Raw genomic sequence first — 26,183 nt, 5'->3', positions numbered from 1 at the left:
ACGTTCCAGCGGGGTTGTTTTCGGCAGCGCGCAGCGGGCGGCGACGAGAATCGTCGCCGCCGTGCGCGGTGAGAGGGACTAGACCGTGGTGTGGGAGAAGCGTTCGCGCAGATCGCGTTTGAGGATCTTCCCGGTGACATTCCGGGGCAGGGTGTCGACGAACTCGACCCGGCGGGGCACCTGGAATCCGCCGAGCTGTTCCCGGCAAGCGGTGATGATGTCGTCCGCGGTGGCCGTGGCGCCGTCGCGGAGAACGACGACCGCACAAACCAGTTCGCCCCAGGTGTCGTCCTCGACGCCGATCGCCGCGGCCTCGGCGACCGCGGGGTGACGGTAGAGGGCCTGCTCGACGGTCAGAGAGGCGACATTCTCGCCGCCACTGATGATCAGGTCCTTCTTCCGGTCGACGATGTAGACGAAGCCCTCGTCGTCGCGTCGGACCAGGTCACCGGTGTGGAACCAGCCGTCGGTGAACGCGGCCGCGGTCGCGTCCGGATCGCGCCAGTAGCCGGTCATCACCTGGTCGCCGCGGACCACCATCTCCCCCACGTGCCCGGTGGGCACGTCGCGCATGGCGTCGTCGACGATGCGGATGTCGACCAGGCGCATGGGTTTTCCTGCGGCGGCAAGTAATCTGCTCTCACCGCCGGCAGCGCGCCGATGCGCGTCGTAGTCGAGGTGGAGCACGTTGCCTGCGAGTTCCGTCATTCCCATGCCCTGATAGAAGTCGCAGCGGAGACGTTCGAGTCCCTGCCGCAGCACCTGCGCCGGGATCGCCGACGATCCGTACCCGATCGCTTGCAGGGTGCTGAGATCGTGGTCGGCAAGGGCCCGATCCTGGAGCAGGAAGTTGATCATCGTGGGTGCCAGCCCGGTCTGTGTGACCTGCCATTGCTCCACGAGACGCAGGAACGTCGCATTGTCGTAGGCGCGGACGATGCCGACGGTGCTCCCCATCAGGTGGTTGAGCAACGTCACGTACCCGCCGACATGGCACAGCGGGAAACAGAACAAGAAGACCGTGTCCTCCGGCAGAGCCCACTGCAGCGCCGAGGACGTGATCCCGCTGACCAGGTTGCGGTGGCTGATCATCACACCCTTCGGTGTCCCGGTCGTGCCGGACGTGTAGACCAGCCACGCGATGTCGTCCGGTGCCGGCCGAACCGTCGGCGCCTGCGCGGGTCCGGCACCGACGAACTCGTCCCAGCCGACGGTTCCCGGCGCGGCCCCGATCGAGACGATCGTGTGCACCGACGGGATAGAACCGCGAATCTGGTCGACAGCGCCGGCGAACTCTTCGGCCACGATGAGCACGGTGGCACCCGAATGCTCGATCAACGCGGCAATCTGGTCGGGATGCAGACGGAAGTTGAGGATGGTCAAGGCCATCCCGGCCATCGGCACACCGTAGTAGCAGTCGAAATACTCGGTGCAGTTGGTGGACAGGATCGCGACCCGGTCCCCCGGCGCGGCAACACCGAGCAGTGCACCCGCGAGCCGTCGGCTGCGATCACGCAGCTCGGCGTAGGTCACTGCCTCGTCCTCGAATCGCAGCGCGATCCGGTCGGGATGCTTGCGCGCGCCGTACTCGACGATGTCGCTGACCAGCATTCAGTTTCTCCTTGGAACGGATGAGGTGGTGGTGGACTTGGTGCTCACCGGATCGCGAGCGGGTTGATCGGCGACCCCACCCCGCGGGTGAACTGCAGAGGCGGTCCGGCATAGAAGAAGTCGTACAGGCCGTCGGCGGCGCAGGCTGCGGAAAGCTCCTCGAAGTCGAGCAACTCGGCAAGGGTCATACCCATGTCGCGGATCAGCACCATGTGAAGCTCGAACAACGCCCCCGGATTCTCGCCGGGCATCACCTCGACCGCCCAGTTGTCCGAGCCCACGACCGCGACGTCGCGCTCCCGCAGCCACGTGGCGCACGACAGACTCAAACCCGGCTCACCCGCCATGAATCCTGCTGGATCGTGGTCGGCGAGAAACTTTGCGCGCCAACCGGTGCGGATCAGCACGATGTCGCCCGGACCGACCTCGACGTCCTGTGCGGCGACGACGGCGTCGAGTTCGTCCGGAGTGATCGCCGTCCCGGCCTCGAGCCACTCCACACCGCGCGTCCTCGCGACGTCGAGCAGCACGCCGCGACCGGCGATCCCCTTCGCCTGAGTGTGGATCCCGCACTTGTCGGCACCCTTGACGGTGACCCCCGTACCGGGATGACCGTTGTAGAGCTGATCGTCGTAGTGCACATGGGACAGGGAGTCGTACTGCGAGCCCGCCTGCAGCGGCATGAAGACGTAGTCGTCGGCCCATTTGAAGCCTCCGGGGAGCACCTGCTCCTGCCCGTTCTCGGCCATCAGCCTGATCGGGTTGATCCGATTGCCTCCCGGCTGGGGCCCGTCCCCGTCGAGTGGGATGCCCAATTCGAATATCGTGCCGGTCCGAATCAGCGCAGCGGCAGCCGCCACACGCTCGGGCGTGATGAGGTTCGTGGTTCCACGCTCGTCGCCGGCGCCCCAGCGCCCCCAGTTGCTCAACCGCCGGCCCAGTTCTCGCATGTCGGATATGGACGTGGTCATCCTGCCTCCTCGGGCAATCGAACAAAGTATGACGTGACAGTCATGTCAACTTCGTGAATTGTGACCCCCGGCACCCCCGGTGTCAATACCGGGACTACGGAAACGTCCGAGCCCGCAGACCATTGAAACCGTGATGCGAGGAGGATGAGCTCATGGATGTGCCCCACCGTGTCGGCGTGCTCGTGTTCGACGGCGTGAAGATGCTCGACGTCGCCGGTCCATCCGAGGTCTTCACGGAGGCCAATCGAATCGGCGCCACATACGAGTTGGTCCTGTGCCCGGTCGGGGCGGTCGACGTGACCGCGTCCACCGGGATGCGGATCTCGGTCGACGTCGACGTCGACGTCGACGTCGACGCCGCGGACACGGGCCGCCTGTCCACCGCGCTAGTGATGGGCGGCGACGTATTTCCGTACACGCCGGTGAGCCCGGAACGCGCCGGTGCAGCCACCGTGCTGGCCGGCAACGCCGACCGGATGGCCCCGATCTGCACCCGTGCGTTCATCCTGGGCTCCTCGACGGCCGGCGCGCGACCACCCACTGGCAGCACGCGGATACCCTCTCGCGCGGATATCCCCGGATCGCCGTCGAACCCGACGCGATCTTCGTCGAGGAGGGCACCATCTTCTCCTCGGCGGGTGTCACCGCCGGCATCGACTTGGCCCTGGCACTCGTCGAACGCGATCACGGTGCCGAACTGGCACGAGCGGTAGCCCAGTCCCTCGTGGTTTTCCTGCAGCGACCAGGAGGTCAGTCGCAGTTCTCCCCCAGCATGCGCGGACCGCGGATGACCACCACTCCATCACCCGGCTCGCCGAACGCGCCAACGTCAGTCCCCGGCATCTGACCCGTCTGTTCCAGGACGAGCTGGGCACCACCCCGGCCAAGTACGTAGAGCTGAGCCGATTCGACACCGCCAAAGCCACGCTCGATGCAGGACACGCCGTGACTTCCGCGGCGCAGCACAGCGGATTCGGCAGCCCGGAGACCTTACGACGCAGTTTCATCCAGCACCTCGGGGTGTCGCCCCGGGCGTATCGGCAGCGATTCCACTCCTCCCAGCGCTGAGAGCACTCGGCAGGACACGTCCCGATCTGTGCGGAAGTAGGCCGGAATGCCGGTTTCCGCCGCGGTTGACCAGGACACCGTGAAGTAGAGCAGCCGCAACCCACGGACCACTACTTTCGAAAAGCGAGCACCGCATGGCCGACACCGTCGCAGGCATCGACATTCCCGACACCGCCCTCGTCGCCGAAGCAACCGAACTGGTGCGGGAGGCAGCGAACCCGTTGATCTACCACCACTCCCGCCGCGTGTTCCTAGTCGGTTCCCTCCGAGCCCGTCACCAGAAGCTCACGTTCGATCCCGAACCGCTGTACGTCGGGGCAATGTTCCACGACCTCGGCCTCACGACGAAATACCGCCGCACGGATCAGCGATTCGAGGTCGACGGCGCCGACGAGGAACGCGGCGCCGTCGTCGCCTCCCACCCGCGGCCGAACTTCAAGAACGAGATCCTCGCTGCCTTCACGAACGGACTCGAAGACCGACCGGACACCACATTCGGCAACGTGAAGGCCGATGTGCTGGCACACTTCGTGCCCGGCTTCGTCCCGGGCGACTTCGTCGGTGTGATCGTGAATTCCGCTTGGTCCGAGTGATTTCCGACCCGATTCTTCAGTTGACACCGCCCGGCAGATGACGTTGCAACAACGCCGCCGCCGAAATCCAGTCCAGGTTGACTATCTCGGCCGCCCGTTCATCACCGACACACCCTCGAACCTTGGCTTCGAAATCGGCGACGGATGCAGGCCGGCGCGGATGCCCCACAGGCAGGTCGACCACGGCCTCGAGTTGTGATCCGTCGCGGAGTTCGACAACTACCGTGCAGTCTCCATCGAGCACCCCCTCGCCCACGGGCTCGGCGACCAGACTGACGCGGTCGAGATTGCTCCGCACTTCCGGCCGCTGCACAGCAGCGTCGGTGAAGCTCCCGATATCGGGGAACCCGTCCAGCAGGGCTGCCACGATGCCATAGTTCAGCGAGAACTTACCTTCCAGACCCGAACTCGGAAAGTTGTATATCAACGGCAAAACCGCGCTGCGCGGAGTGTGCACCCGTATGCGGGCGATGTCGTCGATCGATAACGAACCAAGCGACCGAACCGCCGCGATTGGACGCTGGAGCGCGTAGCAACATGGGTGAAGCTTCAGCCCGAGACCATCCGGAATGATGGGACCTTCGACCTGCGGGGATCTCCGCCCGCCGACGAGCCGGAACCATTCACCGACAGCACGAGGGTCGGCGGTCGCCCCGGCAGCGGCGAGTCTGGCCGCACGCACACCAGCCTGAGCCGCGAATCCGACCTGCATCGACTTGCCTGCGGTGCCGAATGCTTGGCGGACGCCACCTGCGGCGGGGACGGCGTGCGCCATCGCAGTAGTGATACCGTGAGAATCGAGTCCGAGCGACAGCCCGGCTGCGACAGCAGCCGAGATGGCACCGACCGTCGCGGTGGTGTGCCACCCCTGTGTGTAGTGGTTCCAACCGAGCGCGGTACCCAGACGTGCCATCACACCCGCCGCAGCCAGGTACTCCCGCCCACCGCCGCCCGCCGCCAACGTGGCGGGAACGCACACCACACTGATGTGGGTTGTGGAGGGTATGTGCAGATCGTCGAAATCGAGCACGTGGCCGACCGCTGCCCAGCGCAGCGCAGCCGGCAGACCATCCGTCCACGCATCTGCCGGATCATCCAGTGCAGCAAGGGTCACTGCAACGGTGTCGACCAGAGCACGTCGAGCGAGATCGAGATCCGCGGCCCCTGACTCGATACCGACGGCCCACCCTGCGAGATCATGCGCGATGGCATCAGTTGATTCGTGCGGCGCAATCGTCATAGCCCACTCCTTCACCCACCGGTGCGCTCGGTGCGCCCAGCTAGACTAATGGCACACCATACCGTCCAACGGCACAGCCTTCAAGAAGGCACCCACGAGTTCACTCGGGAAGTCCCCTGTGCGTGCACTACTCGCGCTGGCCTATCTGATTTGCAGATCAACACACTTCACCCGCAGATGAAACCGGTGAGCCGTTCTTGACAGAATGTGATCCGAAGCACGATACTCACTATTCGATACACCGTGCCGCTCTTCAGCACGACGATGTCAGCTTCACTGCCTACGCCCATGCGACGGGCTCGCGCCGATCGCAAAGTTTCCCGATGCGCTGATCGAAGCCACGGGTCCGGGTGGTCAGTCCCCCAAGACTCTCCCACGAATGGAACGTCATCGGGCCACAGGCAGCCAAGAGCCTTCCAGAATCACGAGCAACGCCTTCACAGAAAGACGCTTCGCAATGAAGATAGAAACATCCGATACAGCGGCCATCTCGAACCCGAGGCGACAGTTGATCGCGGGTACTATCGGACACTCGGTCGAGTTCTTCGATTTCCTCGCGTACTCCTACCTCGCGGTCTATTTCGCATCTTCCTTCTTTCCTTCCTCCGAGTCGGGGCTGGTGCCGCTCCTGAGCGCATTCGGCGTCTTTGCCGTCGGGTTCCTCGCACGTCCGCTGGCGGGGCTCTTCATCGGACTATTTGCAGATCGGTACGGCAGGCGGCGAGCGTTGAGCCTCACCATCAGCCTCATGGCCGGCGGCAGCCTACTTGTCGCCGTCTGCCCCACGTACAGCCAGATCGGTGTCGCCGCGCCCATAATCCTCACTGTTGCCCGCATCCTGCAGGGATTGTCCGCTGGAGGGGAATACACGACGGCCGGTGCCTTCATCGTCGAATCCGCACCCGCCGGCCGACGTGGTTTCTACTCGAGCTTCATGTTCGTCGCGTCGGGCATAGGAAAGTTGACATGTCTCGCCTTCATCACCGTGTTCGTCGCACTCATCGGTGAAGATGCGATGCGGGACTACGGTTGGCGAATCCCCTTCGCTGTCGGCGCCCTGGCTGCGATCGTGGCCTGGTACATTCGCCGCGGGACGCAGGAAACCCTCGGGTCCACCGTCTCCGACGAGGGCGGCGCGCCACCCGTCAGCCGCAACCCGCTCAATGCTCTGCAGCGTTACCCCAGACAGTCCCTGATCGTGTTTGCAATCGCCACCGGAATGGGTGTTGGACAATATTTTTGGGCGACGTACCTGACTACGTACTTCCAGATCCAGAACGGCGCCTCTGCCACCACCGCGATGACGGTCGGCATCATCACGCTGATCCTCTACACACTCGCACAGCCGGTGGCCGGGCTGATCTCCGACAGATATGGACGTAAGCCGTGCATGTACGCATTCGGCGTCGGCACCGTCATCGTGACGCCTTTCCTGCTCTCGATAACAAGTTCGAACTTTTCGGTTCTGCTATGCATTCAGCTCATCGGGCTACTGTTGTTGAGCCTCTGCACATCGATCACGTCAGCTGTGATGGTCGAAAACTTCCCACCACACGTACGAGTGAGCGGCCTAGGTTTTCCCTACTCGCTTTCGGTGGCAATCTTCGGCGGAACGGTCCCGCTTGTTGCAACTAGCCTGGCCAATGCCGGTCATTCCCAGTATTTTCCGTGGTACATCGTGGCCACCGCGATTATCACGCTCCTGGGCGCCATAGCGGTGCCGGAAACGTTCCGCAGCGACATTTCAGGCGAAGAATCCTGATCGGTATTTCTCCCCTGTTCACGGGGTTCGCTCCTTCTCGGGCCGCCCCCCGGCCCGAGAAGGACCCCTCAACTTCTGCCTATGGTGTTTCGGTAGGTGTAGTGCTCGGGTAGGTAGTAGCTGACCGCCAACTCGACTGCCCGACTGTCCGAATCGAGATACACGCGATCGGCGCGCAACAGCGGATGTCCGACGGGGCAGTCGAGGTGATGGGCGGTCTCCTCGGACGCCGGCGCCACGGTGATCGACTGCACGAGTTCGACAACGGGAGACGCCAGGTGGGGTTCCAGTAGACCGATGATCGTGTGCGCTCCGATCGCGCCTGGCTCCGTCCCCGCGCTGCCACACAGATGCTGCGCGTGCAGATCCGGCAGATGGGCGGTCGTCATCGCGAACACGATCCCCGCGTAACGGCGTACATACGCGATCGTGGAGACGAAGTCATTGTCGAGGCGTAAACGGCTTGCGGCTTCGATATCGGCCCTACGTCGCAGAGGCGCGACAATTTCCGTGGTGGTACCAGCGGGGAGATTGGTCAGTTCTTCTATCGCTCCGAGCCGCCGGAGACGCCTACTCCCCAGTTCGGAGACGAACGTGCCCCTCCCCGGAACGCGATACACCAGGCCATCCGCCACGAGATCGTAGAATGCTCGCCGCACCGTCTGCCGACTCAATCCATAATGTTCGGCAAGTTCGAGTTCCGTGGGAAGCTGGCGACCACCGCGGAAGCGGCCTGCGGCGATTTGCTCGCGCAACGCGTGGGACAACCGCCGATGCGCCAGCGCTTGTTCGTTGTCACGGTCACCCATGAGCCCACACCGATCCGTTCCTGTCGCCCTTCGGCATCATCCATCGCCGCGAGGTGCTGTCTTCGCAGGCCGATCCATCTGGATCGGACGCGAACCACGGTAGTCGATATCGGCACGGTATTCCAGATAACGGCACACTATCTCGCGTCACTGTGCACCCGGCGACCCCGCTCACAGCGCGAGTCCTGGCCGATATCGGAGAACACGGACCGGGACTGACATCGGTTGCAATGCGCCTTAACCTGCATTGACAGCATCGTCGCTACCACTGGCACCAGAGGGAGGGGTTGACCAATACGGCTTCGGTGAGGCATCCTGGCTCATATCGGAACACTGTGCCGTTTAGAGGCACGGATGAAGGGTTGAAGTCTCATGACTGCTGTAGTTGACGACGTCGGTTCGTCAGGAGCCGGGTATCTCACCGACGAGCGCCTCGCGATCCAGGCGATGGCGCGGGAGTTCGCCGCCAAGGAAGTACTGCCCGTGGCGAACGAACTCGATCCGGTCAAGGGCGAGATTCCGATGGAACTGCGCCAGAAGATGGCCGAGCTAGGCTTTTTCGGTGTTCTGATTCCCGAGCAATACGGCGGGCTGGGCCTCGGGGTCTTCGAGTACGCCCTGATCGTCGAGGAACTTGCCCGCGCGTGGATGAGCGTGTCGAGCCTGATCGCTCGCGGACAACAATTCACCGCTGGTTTCACCGAGGAACAGCGCCGCGAGTACCTGCCGCGGATGGCTGCGGGCGATTTCCTCAGCGCCTTTGCCTTGTCCGAGCCCGATGCAGGATCCGATGTGGCAGCGCTGTCGACTCGGGCCCGCAGAGAAGCCGACGGGTGGCGGATCAGCGGCCAGAAGATGTGGTGCACATTCGCCGACGGAGCCGACTACCTTCAGGTATTCGCTCGTACGTCACCCATCGACCGCGACCACCGATCGCGCGGTATCAGCTGTTTTATCATGCCGAAGCCTCGCGGTGAGCTGCCCTCCGGAGTGACGGGCACGCCGGTACGCAAGATCGGATATCACGGATGGAAGACGTGGGAGCTGTCCTTCGACAACGCCTACGCCGCTGGTGACTCCATGGTCGGCCCCGAAGGCGAGGGCTTCAAGGTCGCCATGGGCGATCTCGAGACCGCCCGGATTCATACCGCTGCCCGCGCCATCGGCGTGGCACGCGGAGCGCTCGAGGACTCCGTTGCGTACGCGCGGCAACGCGTCCAGTTCGGCCGTCCGATCGGGGATAACCAGGCGATCCGGTTCAAGATCGCGCACATGGCCACCGAGGTGGAGGCGGCCCGATCGCTGATGTACCGGGTGTGCACCGAGGTCGACGCCGGCCGGCGCAACACCGTTGAGGCGTCGATGGTCAAGTACCTCGCCACCGAGATGGCCGAACGAGTGACCAGTGAGGCCCTGCAGATTCACGGCGGTGCCGGATACACCACCGATTTCGCCGTCGAACGGTACTGGCGGGACGCCAAGCTCACCAAAATCTTCGAAGGCACGTCGGAAATCCAGCTGAAGATCATCTCGGATTCGATCCTCGGAAGGCAGGCACGATGACATCGCCGGTCGCCGGGCCACTGAACGATGTCGTGGTGATCGACCTGACCACGATGCTCGCGGGGCCGTTCGCCACCATGGTCCTCGGAGATCTGGGTGCCGACGTGATCAAGATCGAACCGCCGCATGGTGACTTCATCCGAGAGCAGGGACCGTTCGCACCGGATGACGAACTACGAGCATTCGGTGGGTATTTCCAGAGCGTCAACCGCAACAAACGCAGCGTAGTTCTCGACCTCACCACCGACGAGGGACGCATGACGCTGCTCGAACTGGTCGCGCACGCCGATGTCGTCGTGGAGAACTTCCGCCACGGGGTCATGGACCGGCTCGGGCTGTCCTACGAGCGACTTCAGGAGAAGAATCCCCACCTGGTGTACGCAGCGATCCGCGGATTCGGTGACGAACGCACCGGTAGCAGTCCGATGCGGGACTGGCCGGCGTACGACATCACCGTCCAGGCGCTCAGCGGCTTGATGGAGATCACCGGCGAGCCCGACCGCCCCCCGATCAAGACCGGACCCGGTCTCGGCGACACCGTGCCGGCGCTCTTCGCGGTGATCGGCCTGCTGTCGGCCGTGCACCGCGCTCGCCGCGACGGAGTCGGCGGTTTCGTCGACGTGTCGATGTACGACGCCATGCTGGCAATGTGCGAACGCACCGTGTACCAGCACTCCTACAACGGCGACGTGCCGACCCGGCAAGCAAACAGCCATCCCCTGCTCTGTCCCTTCGATGTCGTGCCCGCAGCAGACGGGTGGGTCAGTATCGCCGCGCCCGCGAACAAACATTGGCAGAAACTCTGCACGGTAATCGGACGCCCCGAGTTGGCGGCGGACGAACGCACACGGGACAACGAAAGCCGACTGGCCAATCGTGACTTCACCATGTCTGCGGTGACCGCATGGACAACCACGCGAACCAAGGATCAGATCCTGGAAACGCTCGGCGGCAAGGTCCCGGTGGCACCGGTCAATACCATCGAGGACATCTATGCGGATCCCCATGTGCGCGCCCGCAACATGCTGGTCGAGGTCGATCATCCCGGTGTGCCCCAACCCTTGACGATCGCCAACACGCCGATCAAGTTCGCGGATGCGCCCCCGACCCACCTCCGGCGAGCACCGCTACTCGGCGAACACACCGACGAAGTGTTGTCCCAGTTCGAAAACACCACAGCTACATTCGAACTCGAAGAAACAAGATAGGGAGATCATGTCCAGAACACAACGACCGCGGCGTTCCTGCCTCGCGGTTCCCGGTTCGAATCCGAAGATGATCGAGAAGGCGAAAGGCCTCGATTCCGACCAAGTCTTCCTCGACCTCGAGGACGCGTGTGCTCCACTCGCGAAACCTGGTGCGCGCAAGACCATCGTCTCGGCACTCAACGAAGGCGGGTGGGGATCGAAGATCCGTGTGGTGCGGGTCAACGATCTCACCACCCACTGGACCTACCGCGATGTGGTCGAGGTCGTCGAAGGTGCCGGTGAGAATCTCGACTGCATCATGCTTCCGAAGGTGCAGTCGGCCGCCCAGATCGCCTGGCTCGACTTCACCCTGACCCAGATCGAGAAGACCATGGGTTTCGAGGTGGGCCGAATCGGAATCGAGGCGCAGATCGAAGACGCAGCCGGATTGATCAACGTCGACGAGATCGCAGCCGCGTCGCCGCGTACCGAAACGATCATCTTCGGTCCCGGCGACTTCATGGCGAGCATCAACATGAAGTCGCTCGTGATCGGTGAGCAGCCGCCGGGCTATGGGGTCGGTGACGCATTCCACTACCCGCTGATGCGGATCCTGATGGCAGCCCGAGCGAACGGGCTGCAGGCAATCGACGGACCGTACGTGCAGGTCCGTAACGTCGAGGGCTTCCGCCGGGTTGCCGGTCAGGCCGCCGCACTCGGCTACGACGGGAAATGGGTGCTGCATCCGGCCCAGATCGAAGCCGCCAACGACACCTTCAGTCCGGCCCAAGCCGACTACGATCACGCCGAGAACATCCTCGCCGCGTACGAGTGGTTCACCTCCGACCAGGGCGGCCGTAAGGGCGCCGTCATGCTCGGCGACGAAATGATCGACGAAGCGTCCCGCAAAATGGCGCTGGTCATCGCGGGCCAGGGCCGCGCCGCAGGCATGGAACGCCTCGACGTGTGGAAGCCGGAGACCGAAACCGTAGAGAGCGGTGTGTAACGATGACGACCACGGAAAAAGTACAGGACAGGCAGTTCGGACGGTACTTCGAGGATTTCGAAGTCGGAGCAATCTACAGGCATTGGCCGGGCAAGACCGTCACCGAATACGACGATCACCTGTTCTGCCTGCTGACGATGAACCACCACCCGTTGCACATAAACTCCCACTTCGCCGAGGAGACAACAGAATTCGGGCGCAACGTGGTCGTGGGCAACTACGTCTACTCGCTTCTGCTCGGCATGTCCGTACAGGACGTGTCCGGCAAGGCGATCGCCAACCTCGAGATCGAATCGTTGCGTCACGTCAAGCCGACATTCCACGGTGACACGATCTATGGCGAAACCGAGGTCTTGGACGTGACTCCTTCGAAGTCCAAGAGCGACCGAGGCGTCGTGTACGTCGAGACCCGCGGCTACAAGCAGGACGGGCAGATCGTCTGCATCTTCCGTCGCAAAGTTCTCGTACCCAAGCAAAGCTACGGCGACACGCACGGCGGCGACCAACCCGCTCGACCGCTGCCACACGCGTAGTCGACTCCGGCGAAGGCGTTTACGCCCTTGTCGCCCGCGGTCGATCGCACACGAAGACCGGATGAGATCTGCTGTGCAGCCGCGTGATACGCGGATCAAGGATTTCGAATAGCCGATCTCCGGTGCGGGCTGGGTTTACTCCACTGAAGGAAAGGCACCCAGCCCGCACGCCGGGTATTCGGGGCACGAAGACCGGGTACCGCGGTCCGACGGGCCTTGACAGGAATTGCGGCAACGATCCAAGCTATCAAGAGAAACACTGTGCCGATTATCGGCACAGACGCGGTGCGGCCGGCCCCCGGGTGCACCACTCGGAAAAGGAAGCACAATGCGAGAGCGTTACGAAACGTTCGTCGGCGGACACGACGAACGCAGTAAGAGTGGGAAGTACTTTTCCACCCGCGATCCCGCCACGGGCGACGTCATCGCCGAAGTCGCCCTCGGCGGGGCGGAGGACATCGAGGCAGCAGTTGCCGTAGCGCAGAGCGCCTTCGGCTCGTGGCGTGACACCCCGGCCGCCACTCGCGGCCGTATCCTCCTCGAGGTCGCACGCACACTGCGTGAACACGCGGACGAACTGGCCCGAATCGAAACACTGGACACGGGTCAGACACTGTCGCAGTCGAAGGTGGATATCGAGACCGCCGCACGATACTTCGAGTACTACGGCGGTGCGGCAGACAAGGTGCACGGCGAGACAATTCCGCTGGGTCCCGACTACCTCTCGTATACCCGCAACGAACCGTTCGGCGTCATCGGTGTCGTCACTCCCTGGAACGCGCCGATCAACCAAGCCGCGCGGGCGATTGCGCCGGCATTGGCGATGGGTAACGTGGTGGTCCTCAAACCCGCCGAGGACACACCGTTGTCGGCACTCGAAATGAGCCGTCTCGCCGTCGAAGCGGGACTGCCCGCGGGGGTTCTCAACGTCGTCCCCGGATTCGGTGCCGATGCGGGAGCCGCGCTGACGGGCCACGACAAGGTCCGCAAGATCGTCTTCACCGGCTCGGTGGAAACCGGCCGGGCGATCATGCGGGCGGCCGCCCAACGACTGATTCCGCTGACTCTCGAGTTGGGCGGCAAGTCCCCCAACATCGTTTTCGACGACGCCGATCTCGACGCGGCCGCCGCGGGCGCGTGGACCGCGTTTACCACCAAGGCAGGCCAGGTGTGTTCGGCCGGCAGCCGATTGCTGGTGCATTCGTCGGTGCACGACGAGCTGGTCGACAGGCTCGTCCAGCATGCCAAGACCACGGTCATCGCACCGGGCATCGAGGACCCCGACATCGGTTCCCTCGCCACGCGAGGACAATTCGACAAGGTCCGCTCGTATCTCGAACTCGGCCCCCGCGAGGGTGCACGTGTCGCCACAGGTGGACACGTCGCCGACACCGGCCGGTTGGGACGCGGACTGTTCATCGAGCCGACCATCTTCGTCGACGTCGACAACACGATGCGCGTGGCTCGTGAGGAGATCTTCGGCCCGGTGCTGACGGTGCTCCGATTCGACACCGATGAGGAGGCGGTCGAGATCGCCAACGACAGCGACTACGGACTCGTCGCGGGGGTCTGGACCCGAGACCACAGCCGGGCCCATCGCGTCGCCGGCGCCATCGAGGCGGGGCAGGTCTTCATCAACCAGTACTTCGCCGGTGGTGTCGAAACCCCGTTCGGTGGCTACAAGTTGAGCGGATTCGGCAGGGAGAAAGGCTTCGAGGCGCTCAAGCACTACTGCCAGCTCAAGACAATTACCGCACGGTTATGAGGCCCGCAGATCACGTCTCTCCATGACTACAAACGCCGACGACACAATCAACGTGATAGATCGCGGCACCCGTAAGCGGTGCAGTAGCTGGGGCCGTCGACAGGAGTGCGCAATGACCAAACCCGAGGATGCCCGAGTCGTCCACAATGCCGATCGGTATCGATTCGAACTCTGGTTTCGAGGAGAACTGGTCGGCATTCTGGGGTACTTCGATCTGCGACACCTCACTGAATCGCTCAGGATCCAGGGCAATATCGGGCCCAAGCCCGAGGACGTCGTGATGTCCTTCTTGCACACGATTATCGTGGAGGAGTTCGAAAACCGCGCATGTGCTGCCCTATTCGTGCAACGGGCGCTCGACCTCGCCCGCGACTACCGATGGAAAGTGCGACCGGTCTGCACGTATGTTCGGAGGTTCCTTGGTGATCGTCCGGAATACCGCGATCTCATTGTTCGCCTAAACGCGTAGGCGTGCGCGCCAGGCACCTCAGACAACGCCCCCATGCAGAGCACAGCTCAGCACGGGGGCGTTCTCCGTCGCTGACGTTGCGCATTTGTTGATGCCCATGGCCATTCAACTGCGATACCAGGCGCGAAGTGCCTTTCGCGCGCTCGGCTGGAATCACACAAATGGCTCCGAGCTCGAGGTCGTCACCCAATCTTGAACAGGTTGCAGGGCAACAGGTTGCAGGTCCATTCTGGTGGCCCAATCCACAACATCATCGTTCAACAGATACAGTTGATTGAAGGTTCGTCCGCCTTCACTCCGCGCTATCGGTTTCCGTAGGCGGGCTGATCGTGACCGGATTCCTGATTGCGATCACTCTTGGAGCTGGACTCGGTGGCGTGGTTGCCAACGGACGGCCGAGGTGGCCGCTGTGGGCGGTCGAGGAATTTTCTCAGACGGTTACGGAGTTGCACAAGGGTGTTCAAATTACCAGAGAATGCGCCTCGGCAGATGGGGGCCTTAGATCGTGCGTTGGCCTCGCTGGACTGGCCCGTTCAGGCTGCACAGCGTGAGTTACTGGCGGCGGGTGAACGAGTTGCGCGGGTACATGACTCTGCCGGGTTCTCCTACATTTCTGCAGGAACTGCTGCACTCCAAATAGGTCAAGAACGAACTGAGCTTTCCGCCGGCGACCTACTCATTTACCCCCGGGCACACCGAGCTGAGATCCGCGCTAGGCGTGAGTCCAACGTCATCAACGCATGGTTTCTGCCGTCCGGCGGCTCAGCTCGGACTCTCGGCACTTTCCCCAGCACTCTGTTGGTGAGGGAGTTCTCTGTACGTGAACCGAATATGGCGATGCTCATTGAGGGTATGCTCACCGGACAAGCCAACGCATCCGATTTCAGTCGGGCAGGTGATGCGGTGGTGTGCAGCCTCATTTCCACCACCATCGTCGCAGCCGCGATCCGGCTTTGGGCGGAGCTTGGTTGCGCTCCCGAGCGGTGGCTGCACCAGGTGTCGGACCCGTTCATTGCTCGCGCGCTCGATGCGATCCATGAGAGTCCCGGGGATGCCTGGACCGTGCGAACCCTGGCGCAGGTGGCAACCATGTCTCGATCAGCCTTCGCGGAGCGCTTCACCACTCTGGTAGGTCAAACCCCGGCATCATATTTGACCGAAGTTCGGATGGAGACCAGTAAAACGCTCTTGATCCGTGACGGGCTGAGCATTGCAGAAACCGCCCACCGCCTCGGGTACGAATCTGAGGCCGGCTTCAGGCGCGCCTTTCGACGGCACACCGGGTCCGCGCCCGCTATCTGGCGCGGACAACAACGGTCCCTCTCACTTTCTGCCGTATAGGTCCGGTTATGCCTTCGAGATTCCTGCTGTTGTCGTCCTGGCCATTCGGAACAGGGTTCCCCCAACGAGAGCAGCAATTGCGGCGGCAATCAAAGTCACCTGGACTCCGGCGTTATCGGCAACCACGCCACCGAGTCCAGCTCCAAGAGTGATCGCAATCTGGAATCCGGTCACGATCAGCCCGCCTACGGATTCCATCCGATCCCGAGCGAGCCGCCCGATCCACGTACTGACCACCAGCAACCAAGCCCCGAATCCAATTCCCCATGCTGTCGCACCTACCCCCACGGCCCAGAAATGTCCAGGGAAGAGCGCGACTGTAACGATGCCAAAGCCGATGAGTGCAGGCACAACCATACGCATCAGGTTCAGGTGCTTATCCACGAGCAGCCCGACGACGACGTTTCCGGTAAGGCCTCCAATGCCAAACGCCGCCAACAACCCAGCGATTCCGCCCGCGCCGATGCCGGGCACTTGCTCGAATGCCAACCGTATATAGGTGAACGCGGCAAAGTGGCCAAGGACGGTGAACACATGCCCTATCAGACCCAACGACAGGCCAGGCACTTTGAGGGTGTCCGCCAACTCACGGAATCCCGTGGTGGTGGCAGGAGCGATCGCAGGCAACATGGCCCGCAACGAGATAGCGACCAGCACCGACACCACGGCCACACCGACAAACACCACGCGCCAATCGAAGACGGAGCCAAGGTAGACACCCAGGGGCACTCCGCCCACCGTGGCCACGGTAGTGCCACCGTTCACGAGCATCAGGCCACGGCCCAGGCGTGCCGGTGCCACCAGCTGGGAAACGATCGCCAGCGACATTGCCCAGAATCCGCTAATTGCGGCCCCAAGGATCAACCGGGCGACGAGTAATAGCACGAGATTCGGTGCGATGGCTACCAGAATGTTGGACACCGCATCGGTCAGAGCAACCCCAGCCAGAAGCGTTCGCCGGTCCAGCCGGGGAAACATCATGCCAACAACGGGGGCCACCAAGAAACCCATGAACGCGGTCGCGGTGACCGTCTGTCCCGCCTGCCCCTCAGTGATGTCCAGTGAGGCTGCCATCTGGGTCAGCAGACTGGGCGGAAAAAATTCGGCGAGCACCAGCGTAAAACTGGTGGCCATGAGGATAAGCACCCCCGCCCACCCAGCGCGCTCAGAGCGGCGTGGGGGGAGGATTCTAGGCGCGGTGTTTGTTGTCATCCGTTGATTGTTCCGAGAATGCGCTACCCGATACGGGACCAATCGTCCACACAACAAAGCCAAACGTCCACGCAATTTTCGTGCGGTTCACTGCAAGTATGAGTGGAAAGATTAGTGCTACCTACTTGACTCGGTCCCTCCCCCCGGACCGGCCGCGGTGTGACGACCGCATCCACTGCGACGCACACCCTCGGCCTTCCCGACGCACCCTTCCCACCGGTCGTGCTGCTCCGCGCCGCCATGGGATGACGGGCGACTTCTCGCACATATCGTTGATCTCGGCTTCCGGGGATTGGTGATCGAAGCCGCCGGCGGCTCCACACCACCGTCCTTGGCGCAGTCACTCGAACAGATCGCCCGAGAATTCCCCTTGCTCTACGCCGCGCGCCCCGGCACCGGACCGGCCCTGCGGTCTGCAGTTCCCGACAGGGAGATCAGCCCAAGTGGTCCGGAGACTGGTAGGCCGGCACCGACCACCCGTACTCGCGGGAGCGCCTGTTGCGCTTGGCAATCATTATCTCCACCCGTGTCCACGCGTGATGGATGATCATCTCGAAGTGGATCGTGGAGTTGCCGGCGTCGATCATCGCCGTGACCCGGTCCGGGGACTTGACGTGGGGCGACGTGACTCTCCGTGCGGGACGGTGCCGAGCCGGATGCAACGGCAATGTCAGCGACGGTAGGAGTCTCGCGATACCGATCACAACGCTCTGACCGATTGATCTTGCTTTGCTTCGGACATGTTACGCAGATCGTTCGGAGGTGAGGGCTCGGAAACGTGGAGTTATTCCCCGCGGAACCAAATCGAAATAGCCGGTGCGTGTACTGGTTTCAGGCAAGCGAACGGGATTTCCCGCTCCGCCGATCGAGACCACCAAACGCCCGAGGAGTAGCCCGTGTCCGATATCGACCAGACCATCGCGGAAAACATCGAGAAGTCACTCGGTGAGATCCCGCATCCGGCGCTGCCCAAGGGCACCAACATCTACGGCTCTACCAAGATCTTCCCAGACTACAAGGCCGAGAACGGCGAAAGCTACTTCACCCTGGTCCACGGCATCGCCCATGAGTCGTCGGTGAGTTTCGTGGCGGTTCTCCAGGCCACCCGCGCCCTTCGCAAGGGCTTCGAGTCCGCCATCTACTTCTACGGCCCCGGCGCGATCAACTGCCTCGCCACTCGCGGGTTCCCCACGACCGGTGACAACGGATTCCCGGGCGAACAGAACATCAACGACGCCTTGGCGACGTTCATCCAGGAAGGCGGCCGGGTCTTCGCGTGCCGCTTCGGCCTCGCCCTGCACGGTGGCCGGGAAGAGGACCTCATCGAGGGGGTGATCCCTGCGCATCCGCTCGACGTGCAGGACGCGATCATCCACTACTCCCGCAAGGGCGCGATCATCAATTCCACCTACATGGTCTGAGGTGAAACGACATGACTGCCCTGTCCACTCGAGCTGACCTCGCGGTCCGCGGGATCCGCGGCCTGGACGCACCGGTGCGCCGGCGGTCCGGAGCAGGCCCCAGCGACGACGGCCACGTGCTGATCGGCGGATTCGGGGGTGCCATCCCCGTCCGGTCGGACAGTCCGTACGAGGTCAGCGGCAACCGCCTGTTGATGAACGGCACCGACTTAGGCATCGATATCGAGCCCGTTCGGCGGCCGAAGTTCTACGATCTGCAGACCGCGGAAGGGGTCTCCTACGAGAAGATCGCCCGCCTGCACGGCTCGAATGTGTTGGCCACGACCGTCGTCCAGACATGCATTCGATACGACGCGGATCAGCGGTGCCGGTTCTGCTCGATCGAGGCGTCACTGGCCGCAGGTTCGACGGTCGCGGTGAAGCGGCCGGAGCAGCTCGCCGAGGTCGCCGAGGCGGCGGTCCGGCTCGACGGGGTCAGTCAGATGATCATGACAACGGGCACGTCGGCCGCAAAGGATCGTGGCGCCCGGCACCTGGTGCGGTGCGTTGCGGCGGTGAAGGCCGCCGTGTCGGACTTGACGATCCAGGTGCAGTGCGAACCGCCTGGCGACTTGTCGTCCATCACCGAACTTTTTGCGGCGGGGGCGGAGTCGATCGGGATTCACGTCGAATCGCTGGATGACGAGGTGCGCTCGCGGTGGATGCCGGGCAAGTCGACGGTGCCGCTGGGCGAGTACCGTGCGGCGTGGCGGGAAGCCGTCCGGGTGTTCGGCCGCAACCAGGTGTCGACGTATCTGCTGGTGGGCCTCGGTGAGGACCCGAACGAGCTGGTCGCCGGCGCCGAGGAGTTGATCGGCATGGGCGTGTACCCGTTCGTGGTCCCGTTCCGCCCACTCGCGGGCACCCTCGCGGTCGATGAAGACGGTGCACAAGCCCCGAGCGCGGCCCTGCTCGAGGACGTCACGTCACGAGTGGCGAAGGCGCTGTGGGCCGCCGGGATGCGCGGCGCGGATCAGAAGGCCGGCTGCGCGGCGTGCGGTGCCTGCAGCGTACTCCAGAATGCGGGAGGCTGACATGCTCGATATGGGTTCACTCTACGGGCTCACCACGGCGGGGCCGCCAGATCTGGCGGTCCTCACCGGCCCGGATCCCGGCCCGGCCGAGCAGACGTTCCTGATTCACCGGGCCGACACCGCCTCGGACCTCGCCACCTATCACGGCCTGCGCCGCGAGACGTTCGTCGCCGAGCAGGGGTTGTTCCAGGGCACCGACTTCGATGACGTCGACGACGACCCCAGATCGGTCGTGCTGGTCGCCGCCGGTCCGGACGGCACCGTGCTGGGCGGCGTTCGCCTGGCACCGGTCACCGACGGCGTCGACCTGGGCTGGTGGACCGGGGGCCGCCTCGTCGTGGATCGCCATGCCCGGAAAGGACACGGGATCGGCAAGGCTCTGGTCCGTGCGGCGTGTGCGTACGCCGAGACACACGGGGTGCTGCGGTTCGACGCCACCGTGCAGTCCCGGAACGAGCCGATGTTCGTCCGGCTCGGCTGGGAACGGGTCACCGACATCACGGTCGCGGGACAACCGCACGTGCTGATGCGCTGGCCGATCGACCGGATCGAGCGACTCGCCCGGTCCACGAAGGCGATCCTCGCGGAGGCGTTGGCGCCGCTCGAGTCGGCTCCGTCGGCGCTGGGTGGGTCGGGGTTCCGCGGCGATGACGGTGCACCGGTGCCCGGCACCGACCTGATCGCCGCGTGCGATGCGATAGTCCCGTCGATGGTCGAGCGAGACCCCGAGTGGGCCGGCTGGTGCGCGGCCTTGGTGAACCTCAATGACCTGTCCGCGATGGGCGCCGACCCGGTCGGCCTGCTCGACGCGGTGGGCGCTCCCAACCGGTCGATCCTGACCAGGGTGATCCGCGGGCTGAGCCGGGCGAGCGCGGCGTGGGGGGTGCCCGTCCTCGGAGGACACACCCAGGTGGGTGTCCCGGGCGCGCTGTCGGTGACCGCGCTCGGCCGCACCACGGATCCGGTACCGGCCGGCGGCGGCCGGACCGGGGACGAACTCCGGCTCACCGCTGACCTTTCCGGCTCCTGGCGGACCGGATATGGGACCCAGCAATGGGATTCGAGCTCCGAACGGACCCGCGACGATCTGACACTGCTGGGGTCGTATGTGCGGCGGACGCGACCGGCCGCGGCGAAGGACGTCAGCATGGCTGGAATCGCCGGAACCACGGGCATGCTCGCCGAGGCCTGCGGCACCGGTGCCGTGCTCGACGTCGCGGCGATCCCGGCGCCGGCCGGCGCGACTATGGGTGACTGGATCACCTGCTTTCCGGGGTTCGCGATGATCAGCGCTGATCGACCGGGTCGCCCACACGACGTGGATACCGGACCCGCCACCTCCGCGGTGTGCGGGCAACTGACTACCGAACCGGGGGTCGGCCTGCGCTGGCCCGACGGTGTGATCACACGTGCGGTGCACTCCACCGTCACGGGATTGGGAACAGCATGACAGAAATCGGAATCTCTGTCGCGGCCGCAGAATTCGGCCGAGACATGGAACAGGCATATGCCACGATCGGCGATCTGATCGAGCGGGCGAGCGCAGCGGGTAGTGCGTTGCTCGTGCTGCCGGAGGCGTGCCTGGGCGGCTACCTGCCGAGCCTCGGCGGCGACGACGAGACCGAGGAGGAACGCGGTCGTCGTCTGCGCAGGCTGCCTCCGGCACTCGAACTGGATGGCCCGGAACTGCGCCGGGTCATCGAGATGGCCGGGGACTTGGTGATCACTCTGGGCTTCTGCGAGGCGGACGGCCTCACCCGATACAACGCTGCCGTGACCCTGCACGGTGACGGGATCCTCGGGTCGTACCGCAAGGTGCACCAGCCGCTCGGCGAGAACCTCTGCTACGCAGCAGGAGATGCCTACAACGCGTTCGACACTCCCGTCGGCCGGATGGGCATGCAGATCTGCTACGACAAGGCGTTTCCCGAAGCCGCCCGGACCCTCGCCCTCGACGGCGCGGAGATCATCACCTCGCTGTCCGCGTGGCCGACCGCCCGCACGGCCCCGGCGGAGAACATGGCGAGCGACCGCTGGAAGCAGCGCTTCGACATCTACGACCGGGCCCGGGCCACCGAAAACCAGGTGGTCTGGGTCGCGTCCAACCAGGCCGGCACCTTCGGGTCGCTCCGATTCGTGTGCAGCGCCAAGATCGTCGGCCCCGGCGGAGACATCCTCGCCGACACCGGCATCCGCGCGGGGCTGGCGTCCGCACGCCTCGACGTGCAGGAGGAGATCGCGGCCATCCGCAGCGGCGGGATGTACAACCTCCGCGACCGGCGCCCCGAGGTCTACGGCGACGTCGTCGCCGAGAACCACGTGACAGGAACACTACTTTCCCCCGAACAGCGACCCTCCGCCACCCGGAAGGTACCCTCCCATGCCTGAGATGACGTTCCGAGTGCAGTGGCCGGACGGACATGAACAGTCCTGCTACTCACCCTCATTGGTGATGCACGATTACCTGACCGTCGGCGAGGAGTACAGCGTCGCCGATTTCCTGCGGCGGTCGCGGGCCGCACTCACCGAAGCCAGTGAACGGGTCAGGGCAAAGTTCGGCATGTACTGCACGTCCGCGGCCGAACAACTCCACGAGCTGGAGAAGGTCGCCTCCGCGCACACCCCCACCTCCCTCGTCCGGGTCCTCGACATGCACCCGGCGACCGTCTCTGAAGGAACGCGATGACGACGCATCATGACGTGGTGGTGATCGGCGGCGGCCAGGCCGGTCTGTCGATCAGCTGGCACCTGGCGCACCGCAGCATCGACCATGTGGTCCTCGAGCGGGACTCGCTCGCCCATGAATGGCGCGACAGCCGCTGGGACAACTTCACCCTGGTCACCCCCAACTGGCAGTGCGCCCTCCCCGGATACAGCTACGCCGGCGGCGACCCGGACGGGTTCATGACGCGGGAGCAGACCTACGACTTCGTCCGCGGCTACGCCGACACCTTCCCGGCGCCCGTCCGCGAGGGTGTGACGGTCACCTCGTTGCACCAGTCCGCCGATGGCGGATTCGACGTCGACACCACGCAGGGACCTCTGCACGCCGGCCAGGTGGTGGTCGCGACCGGCGGCTACCACACCCCGGTGATTCCCCGGTTCGCCGAGCGCCTGCCGGCATCGATCGAGCAGATCCACTCCTCGCAGTACCGGTCCGCCGAAGCCCTTCCGGACGGGGAGGTGCTCGTCGTCGGCAACGGCCAGTCGGGGGCGCAGATCGCCGAAGACCTCATGCTCTCGGGACGGACCGTGCACCTGGTCACCGGTGGCGCGCCCCGGGTCGCCCGCTTCTACCGGGGCCGCGACTGTGTCGCCTGGCTACACGACATGGGCACCTACGACGTGTCGATCGCCGACCACCCCGGTGGCCTCGCCAAGCGGGAGAACACCAACCACTACGTCACCGGCCGGGACGGTGGCCGCGACATCGACCTGCGCGCCTTCGCCCTGCAGGGCATGAATCTGTACGGGCGGCTGCTCGAGGTCGTCGACGGCACCCTGCAGTTCGCGCCGACGCTCGCGTCGTCGCTCGACGCCGCCGACGTTGTCGCGGAGAGCATCAAGGATTCCATCGACGCCTACATCGAGCGTGCCGGGATCGTTGCTCCCACCGAGGCTCGGTACGTTCCGGTGTGGCGGCCGGAGCGGGAGGCGACGTCGCTCGACCTGGCGTCGTCGGGGATCACGTCGGTGGTGTGGTCCATCGGTTTCCGCACCGACTACCGATGGCTGCATGCCGGGGTGTTCGACGGCGAGGGCCATCCCTGCCACAACCGGGGGGTCACCGCGGTGCCGGGCCTGTTCTTCCTCGGCCTGCCGTGGCAGCACACCTGGGGTTCCGGGCGGTTTGCCGGGGTGGCCCGCGACGCCGAGTACCTGGCCGAACGAATCGAGTGCGAAGTGCATGTGCGTCCGTCCGTATCGTCACTAGCCTGAACCCATGGGGACAACCAGACTGGCCGCTCTCGCCGGCCACTTCGGCCGGGACGTCGAGCGGGCGCTGCTCAAGCTCGACGCACTGATCGCCAAGGCCCGCGACGACGGCATCGACCTGCTCGTCCTCCCCGACGCGTGCCTGGGCGGCTATATCTCCGACCTGCGCAGCCCCGACCCGGACGAACTCCCGCCCGCGCTCGCGGCGGACGGGTCGGAACTGCAGGCGATCGCGCGGATGGCGGGATCGATGACCGTGTGCATCGGCTACACCGAATTGTGCGACGGCGTCCGGTACAACACCGCCGCGTGCGTCACCGGTGACGGGATCCTCGGCAGCCACCGCAAGGTCCACCAACCGGCCGGGGAATCGCTCGCCTACGCCGCGGGCGATGCGTTCACCGCATTCGACACCCCGGTCGGGCGGATGGGAATGCTCATCGACTACGACAAGACCTTCCCCGAGGCCGCCCGCACGCTGGCGCTCGACGGGGCCCGGATCATCTCGGTCCTCTCCGCCTGGCCCGCCAGCGTCACCGACCGGGCCGAACGGCTGGCGCAGGACCGGCAGTCCCGGCTGTTCGACCTCTACGACTCCGCGCGGGCAGCCGAAAACCAGGTGGTGCTGGTGTCGTCGAACCAGACCGGCATCCAGGGCGGGCTGCGTTTCCTCGGGCAGGCGAAGGTGGTCGGCCCCGGCGGCGACGTCCTCGCCCGCACCGGCGTCAAAGGCGGCCTCGCCGTCGCCGACCTCGACGTCGACTACGAGATCGACCGGGCCCGGAAGGTGCTGCGGCACCTGGAGGAACGAAGGCTCGACACCTACCGGTCACTGCTCGAGGAAGGTCGCCCCTGACATGCGCATCGCGCTGCTGACGTACTCCACCAAGCCTCGCGGCGGCGTCGTTCACACCCTCGCGCTGGCCGAAGCCCTGGCACGGCAGGGCGCCGACGTCACCGTGTGGTCGTTGGGACGCGGCGGGGACGACGCCTTCTTCCGGAAGGTCGACCACGCCGTGACCGTCCGCATCGTGCCGTTCGCCGCGCGGGACGGTGAAGATGTGGGCAACCGGATCCTGCGGTCCATCACCGTCCTCGCCGAGGCGTTCACCCCCGACGCCTACGAGATCGTGCACGCCCAGGACTGCATCAGCGCGAACGCCGTCGATCGATGCATCCGCACCATCCATCACCTGGATCAGTTCACCACTCCCGCGCTCGCCGCCTGCCACGAACGCGCGATCGTCGAGCCGTACGCCCGGACCTGCGTGTCCGAGGCCGTGGCCGCCGAAGTGCGCGCCGGGTGGGGGCTCGAACCCACCGTCATCCCGAACGGCGTCGACTCGGCCCGCTTCGAGAAAGCCGCCGCCGACGAGGCGGGGAGGCGCCGCTGGGCCGGCGAACTCGGCGACTACGTCCTTGCCGTCGGTGGCATCGAACCGCGCAAGGGCAGTATCGACCTCGTCGAGGCCTACGCTCTCCTTCGCCGCGACCAGCCGGACCTCCGACTGGTGATCGCCGGCGGCGAAACGCTGTTCGACTACCGCCGCTACCGGGACGACTTCGACACCCGCTGCACACAACTCGGGGTGCAGCCGAACATTCTCGGCACGGTCGACGACGACGCCCTCCCCACCCTGGTGGCGCAGGCCACCGTCTTCGCGTTCCTCTCCACCAAGGAGGGCTTCGGTCTGGCCGCCATGGAGGCGCTCGCCGCGGGCGTGCCCGTAATCGCCCGAGACCTTCCCGTCCTGCGCGAGGTCTTCGGCAGCACCGTCCGGTTCGCGTCCACCCACCAGCAGATGGCAGACGCCCTCCGGCGCCCGGGCGACGCCGACCAAGTCGACCGTGGCCGCTCACTGGCACGCGCGCACAGCTGGGACGACGCCGCCGGCGCGCATCTCGACTTCTACGCCGAGATGGGACGCTGAGAAGAGCGGGCCATCAGCGCTGCCGTGAACGGCGAGGTCAACCCGTACAGCACCCGGTCGATGGACACGGCCGACGTGATGCTCGCCCGCGACCAGCCGAGGTCCTCGTGCAGGGGGTCGATCAGGATCGAGGGCGAGGAACGCGACGGCCGCGACGAGCCAGGCGTGGTGCGGTCGTGGTGGCGCGGAGCGGGCCGGGTTCGACGGGGGCTGCGGTGGTGCGATCTGCGATGTCACGACCGCAACTCTCCTTCGGTGATGGATTCGGCAGCCCGGTGTGGCGTAGCTCGCGGCGGTTCTCCCGCGGCCGACGGCAGGGCCAGCAGGCGGGCCGTACCGGGCGAGAAGGAACGCTTCATCGGAAGCATGGTCGCCACGATGAGAGCGGCGACCTCGACAAACAGCACAACGGTGAACACGAGCGTCTGGGGAGAGGACGAGTCGGACGCGGCCAGGCCACCGGCCAGCAGCGGGCCGAGACCGGCTCCGAAGACCATCGAGACGGAGGCGATGAGCGAACCGGTGCGCTTGTGGCGGTCGGGGGCGAGGTCGACCCCCGCGGCCATGCCGGCTGTGACCGCCGCGATCACCGCCGCCGCCAGGCCCGGAATGAGCACCGCCTTCCGACCGAACCGGTCTGCCAGGCGGCCTGCGACAACCAGCGCTGCGATCAGACCGACCATGTAGGTGGC

24 protein-coding genes and 3 pseudogenes are annotated in these 26,183 nt (G+C 64.9%); 19 read left to right on the top strand and 8 right to left on the bottom strand.

Annotation, left to right across the window (positions count from 1 at the left end; genetic code table 11):
* Positions 1-78: 78 nt before the first annotated feature.
* Both BLV94_RS43735 and BLV94_RS43730 read right to left on the bottom strand, forming a co-directional pair.
* Entirely contained in the window at positions 79-1,611 is a 1,533-nt protein-coding gene (locus tag BLV94_RS43735) for a long-chain-fatty-acid--CoA ligase (RefSeq protein ID WP_072941416.1), read from the bottom strand.
* Between the two features lie 44 nt (positions 1,612-1,655).
* On the bottom strand, positions 1,656-2,582 hold the full coding sequence (locus BLV94_RS43730; RefSeq protein WP_072941417.1) for a cyclase family protein: 927 nt from the start codon (positions 2,580-2,582) through the stop codon (positions 1,656-1,658).
* A gap of 152 nt (positions 2,583-2,734) precedes the next feature.
* Between BLV94_RS43730 and BLV94_RS43725 the strand changes: the two are divergent.
* A pseudogene (locus BLV94_RS43725) lies at positions 2,735-3,650 on the top strand (GlxA family transcriptional regulator).
* Between the two features lie 134 nt (positions 3,651-3,784).
* On the top strand, positions 3,785-4,243 hold the full coding sequence (locus BLV94_RS43720) for an HD domain-containing protein (RefSeq protein ID WP_072941419.1): 459 nt from the start codon (positions 3,785-3,787) through the stop codon (positions 4,241-4,243).
* 16 nt (positions 4,244-4,259) lie between these two features.
* Here the strand turns inward: BLV94_RS43720 and BLV94_RS43715 are convergent, their stop codons facing one another.
* Positions 4,260-5,483: an MmgE/PrpD family protein gene (locus BLV94_RS43715; RefSeq protein ID WP_072941422.1), complete on the bottom strand. Its 1,224-nt coding sequence runs from the start codon at positions 5,481-5,483 to the stop codon at positions 4,260-4,262.
* A 457-nt stretch (positions 5,484-5,940) separates the two neighbouring features.
* Here BLV94_RS43715 and BLV94_RS43710 point away from each other — a divergent pair, with 457 nt between their 5' ends.
* Positions 5,941-7,245 carry an MFS transporter gene (locus tag BLV94_RS43710; protein WP_072941425.1) on the top strand — a complete coding sequence of 435 codons (1,305 nt, stop codon included), beginning with the start codon at positions 5,941-5,943 and terminating at the stop codon, positions 7,243-7,245.
* A 68-nt stretch (positions 7,246-7,313) separates the two neighbouring features.
* Here the strand turns inward: BLV94_RS43710 and BLV94_RS43705 are convergent, their stop codons facing one another.
* Positions 7,314-8,054 carry a GntR family transcriptional regulator gene (locus BLV94_RS43705; RefSeq protein WP_072941427.1) on the bottom strand — a complete coding sequence of 247 codons (741 nt, stop codon included), beginning with the start codon at positions 8,052-8,054 and terminating at the stop codon, positions 7,314-7,316.
* Positions 8,055-8,426: 372 nt separating this feature from the next.
* On the opposite strand from BLV94_RS43705, the gene BLV94_RS43700 reads away from it, so the two are divergent.
* The 8 genes and pseudogenes from BLV94_RS43700 to BLV94_RS51200 all read left to right on the top strand — a co-directional run bounded on the left by BLV94_RS43700 (position 8,427) and on the right by BLV94_RS51200 (position 15,918).
* Positions 8,427-9,617 carry an acyl-CoA dehydrogenase family protein gene (locus BLV94_RS43700; protein WP_072941429.1) on the top strand — a complete coding sequence of 397 codons (1,191 nt, stop codon included), beginning with the start codon at positions 8,427-8,429 and terminating at the stop codon, positions 9,615-9,617.
* The gene (locus BLV94_RS43695) at positions 9,614-10,825 is read left to right on the top strand and encodes a CaiB/BaiF CoA transferase family protein (protein ID WP_072941431.1); all 1,212 of its coding nucleotides are present in this window, start codon (positions 9,614-9,616) and stop codon (positions 10,823-10,825) included. The genes BLV94_RS43700 and BLV94_RS43695 overlap by 4 nt, the downstream gene beginning before the upstream one ends.
* Positions 10,826-10,832: 7 nt before the next feature.
* Positions 10,833-11,810: an HpcH/HpaI aldolase/citrate lyase family protein gene (locus tag BLV94_RS43690; protein WP_072941433.1), complete on the top strand. Its 978-nt coding sequence runs from the start codon at positions 10,833-10,835 to the stop codon at positions 11,808-11,810.
* 2 nt (positions 11,811-11,812) lie between these two features.
* A complete protein-coding gene (locus BLV94_RS43685; protein WP_072941436.1) occupies positions 11,813-12,343 on the top strand; it encodes a MaoC family dehydratase in 531 nt (176 codons plus the stop codon).
* Between the two features lie 328 nt (positions 12,344-12,671).
* Entirely contained in the window at positions 12,672-14,108 is a 1,437-nt protein-coding gene (locus tag BLV94_RS43680; RefSeq protein ID WP_072941439.1) for an aldehyde dehydrogenase family protein, read from the top strand.
* A 112-nt stretch (positions 14,109-14,220) separates the two neighbouring features.
* Positions 14,221-14,577, top strand: a complete 357-nt coding sequence (locus BLV94_RS43675) for a GNAT family N-acetyltransferase (RefSeq protein ID WP_072941441.1) — start codon at positions 14,221-14,223, stop codon at positions 14,575-14,577.
* A gap of 73 nt (positions 14,578-14,650) precedes the next feature.
* Positions 14,651-14,859, top strand: a pseudogene (locus BLV94_RS51210) (ABC transporter substrate-binding protein); the annotation flags it as partial.
* 549 nt (positions 14,860-15,408) lie between these two features.
* Positions 15,409-15,918: a helix-turn-helix transcriptional regulator gene (locus BLV94_RS51200; RefSeq protein WP_072941444.1), complete on the top strand. Its 510-nt coding sequence runs from the start codon at positions 15,409-15,411 to the stop codon at positions 15,916-15,918.
* A 6-nt stretch (positions 15,919-15,924) separates the two neighbouring features.
* On the opposite strand, the gene BLV94_RS43665 is transcribed toward BLV94_RS51200, so the two are convergent.
* Positions 15,925-17,052 carry an MFS transporter gene (locus BLV94_RS43665; RefSeq protein ID WP_244163779.1) on the bottom strand — a complete coding sequence of 376 codons (1,128 nt, stop codon included), beginning with the start codon at positions 17,050-17,052 and terminating at the stop codon, positions 15,925-15,927.
* Positions 17,053-17,564: 512 nt separating this feature from the next.
* The gene (locus BLV94_RS48975; RefSeq protein WP_143051466.1) at positions 17,565-17,798 is read right to left on the bottom strand and encodes a hypothetical protein; all 234 of its coding nucleotides are present in this window, start codon (positions 17,796-17,798) and stop codon (positions 17,565-17,567) included.
* A gap of 228 nt (positions 17,799-18,026) precedes the next feature.
* Here BLV94_RS48975 and BLV94_RS43660 point away from each other — a divergent pair, with 228 nt between their 5' ends.
* From BLV94_RS43660 to BLV94_RS43625, 8 genes are read left to right on the top strand one after another with little or no spacing between them, the layout of a single operon-like run.
* Complete coding sequence (locus tag BLV94_RS43660) at positions 18,027-18,551, top strand: MSMEG_0572/Sll0783 family nitrogen starvation response protein (protein WP_072941449.1); 525 nt, start codon at positions 18,027-18,029, stop codon at positions 18,549-18,551.
* An 11-nt stretch (positions 18,552-18,562) separates the two neighbouring features.
* Entirely contained in the window at positions 18,563-19,624 is a 1,062-nt protein-coding gene (locus BLV94_RS43655) for an MSMEG_0568 family radical SAM protein (protein WP_072941452.1), read from the top strand.
* A 1-nt stretch (position 19,625) separates the two neighbouring features.
* Positions 19,626-21,074, top strand: coding sequence for an MSMEG_0567/sll0787 family protein (locus tag BLV94_RS43650; protein WP_244163778.1), 1,449 nt, complete (start codon positions 19,626-19,628; stop codon positions 21,072-21,074).
* Positions 21,071-22,012 (top strand): carbon-nitrogen hydrolase family protein, encoded by a 942-nt coding sequence (locus BLV94_RS43645; RefSeq protein WP_072941458.1) that lies wholly within the window; start codon positions 21,071-21,073, stop codon positions 22,010-22,012. The genes BLV94_RS43650 and BLV94_RS43645 overlap by 4 nt, the downstream gene beginning before the upstream one ends.
* Positions 22,005-22,310, top strand: a complete 306-nt coding sequence (locus BLV94_RS43640) for an MSMEG_0570 family nitrogen starvation response protein (RefSeq protein WP_072941461.1) — start codon at positions 22,005-22,007, stop codon at positions 22,308-22,310. Before BLV94_RS43645 ends, BLV94_RS43640 begins: the two co-directional genes overlap by 8 nt.
* Positions 22,307-23,563 carry an MSMEG_0569 family flavin-dependent oxidoreductase gene (locus BLV94_RS43635; RefSeq protein WP_072941463.1) on the top strand — a complete coding sequence of 419 codons (1,257 nt, stop codon included), beginning with the start codon at positions 22,307-22,309 and terminating at the stop codon, positions 23,561-23,563. The genes BLV94_RS43640 and BLV94_RS43635 overlap by 4 nt, the downstream gene beginning before the upstream one ends.
* A gap of 4 nt (positions 23,564-23,567) precedes the next feature.
* Positions 23,568-24,416, top strand: a complete 849-nt coding sequence (locus BLV94_RS43630; RefSeq protein WP_072941465.1) for a carbon-nitrogen hydrolase family protein — start codon at positions 23,568-23,570, stop codon at positions 24,414-24,416.
* A gap of 1 nt (position 24,417) precedes the next feature.
* The gene (locus BLV94_RS43625; protein WP_072941468.1) at positions 24,418-25,491 is read left to right on the top strand and encodes an MSMEG_0565 family glycosyltransferase; all 1,074 of its coding nucleotides are present in this window, start codon (positions 24,418-24,420) and stop codon (positions 25,489-25,491) included.
* Here the strand turns inward: BLV94_RS43625 and BLV94_RS51195 are convergent.
* Positions 25,479-25,728, bottom strand: a pseudogene (locus BLV94_RS51195) (MFS transporter); the annotation flags it as partial. The gene BLV94_RS43625 and the pseudogene BLV94_RS51195 overlap by 13 nt on opposite strands.
* Positions 25,725-26,174, bottom strand: coding sequence for a hypothetical protein (locus BLV94_RS43620; protein ID WP_072941470.1), 450 nt, complete (start codon positions 26,172-26,174; stop codon positions 25,725-25,727). The gene BLV94_RS43620 and the pseudogene BLV94_RS51195, both read right to left, overlap by 4 nt.
* Positions 26,175-26,183: the final 9 nt, after the last annotated feature.

The sequence above is a fragment of the Rhodococcus koreensis genome (assembly GCF_900105905.1).
Lineage (GTDB): Bacteria > Actinomycetota > Actinomycetes > Mycobacteriales > Mycobacteriaceae > Rhodococcus_F > Rhodococcus_F koreensis.
The sequence above is the reverse complement of the archived record's forward strand: the minus strand, read 5'-3'. Positions and strand labels throughout refer to the sequence as shown.